At 71.2% G+C, this 1507-nt stretch carries 2 protein-coding genes; both read right to left on the bottom strand.

Annotated features, from left to right (window positions below):
- Nucleotides 1-42: 42 nt before the first annotated feature.
- The gene (locus ACFUEL_RS39585; RefSeq protein ID WP_380243051.1) at nucleotides 43-1146 is read right to left on the bottom strand and encodes a sugar ABC transporter substrate-binding protein; all 1104 of its coding nucleotides are present in this window, start codon (nucleotides 1144-1146) and stop codon (nucleotides 43-45) included.
- A 179-nt stretch (nucleotides 1147-1325) separates the two neighbouring features.
- Nucleotides 1326-1507: hypothetical protein (locus ACFUEL_RS39590; RefSeq protein WP_380243053.1), on the bottom strand; the 182-nt coding region annotated here is incomplete at its 5' end.

Raw genomic sequence — 1507 nt, forward strand, 5'->3', positions numbered from 1 at the left:
CGGCGGCCGGGCGCGGGGCGGACGGCCGGGCGCGGCGGGGTGCTACTTGATGCCGGCCTTGGCGCACGCGTCCGCGTACTCGGCGGTGCACAGCTCCGCCTTGGTGACGTAGCCGTCGGTGACGACGTCCTGGACGTTCGCCTTGAAAACGGCCGCGGGGGCCAGCAGCACCGCCGGGACGTCCCGGTTGCCCGTCGGGTCGTGCACGGTGGTGGCGGGCGTGCTCTTCTTGCCGCCGGCCAGCTCGACGGCGAGGGCGGCGGCCGCGTCGGCCTCCTTCTTCACCGCCTTGTAGACGGTCATGCACTGGTCGCCCGCCAGGATGTTCTGCAGTCCCTGGACGGTGGCGTCCTGACCGGTGATCGGGACCTGCCCGTTGCGGTGGTTCTTGCGCAGCACGGCGATGGCCGAGTTGGCCAGGCCGTCGTTGGCCGCGAGCACGCCGTTGATGTTCGGCTGACTGGTGTACATCTGCTCGAAGATGGTCTGCGCCTGGGCGTTGTCCCAGTCGGGCACCGACTGGTTGGGGCCCTTGGTGTACTCGCCGGAGGCGTACTTCGGGTCGAGCACGCTGTTGTACCCGTTGGCGAACAGGGTGGCGTTGTTGTCGGTCGGGGAGCCGTTGAGCTCGGCGACGACCGGGTTCTTGGCGCCCGTGTCGCTCAGGCACTTCGCCAGGCCCTCCCCCTGGAGCTTGCCGACCTGGGTGTTGTCGAAGCTGACGTAGTACTGCGCGGAGCCGCCGAGGGTGAGCCGGTCGTAGTCGATGGTGGCCACGCCCTGGGCCTTGGCCTTGTCGAGGACGGCCTTGCCGGTGCCGCTGTCCAGGTTGACGATGACCAGCACGTTCACGCCGCTGGTGATCATCTGGTCCGCGATGGTCTGGAACGCCTGCTTGTCGCCCTCGGCGTTCTGGATGTCGTAGTCCACGCCGGCGGCCTTGAAGGCGGCCGCGAGGTAGGTGCGGTCGGCGGTCTCCCAGCGGACGGAGGACTTGCTGTCCGGCAGGATCACGCCGATCTTCGGCTTCTTGCCGCCCGCCGAACCGCCGTCGCCGGAGCCGGAGTCGGAGGAGGAGCAGGCGGTGGCCGTGGTGAGCAGGGCCGCCGACAGGGCGGCGGTGGCGAACAGGAGCCCCTTGCGCATGTGCAGGGTCCTTTCGGGGGCGTGTCCGGCCTGCGCCGGACGTGCATGACTGCGGACGGGTGGGGAAGGGCGCGGGAACGGGGCGGGGGAGACAACCCCGGCGCGGTTTGTTGCCTGCGACAACATACGACGTGCCGAAGGGGCCGCCAAGCCCTCGCGTCGACGCCGACGGGTAACGATCACATCACCGGACGCCCGCCGGCCCCGGCCGGGCAGGCGGCCAACTCGGCCCTTGAGCAAGGGAGATGGGGGCAGCGCCGCCCCGGGGCGGAGCGGAACGGCGAGCGGAACGAGGAGAGGAACGGGGAGCGGAACGGGTGGCGGCCCCGGCCCGGCGGCGGCGATGGCGCCCTCCCCGGGG

Source organism: Kitasatospora sp. NPDC057198 (assembly GCF_042670125.1).
Lineage (GTDB): Bacteria > Actinomycetota > Actinomycetes > Streptomycetales > Streptomycetaceae > Kitasatospora.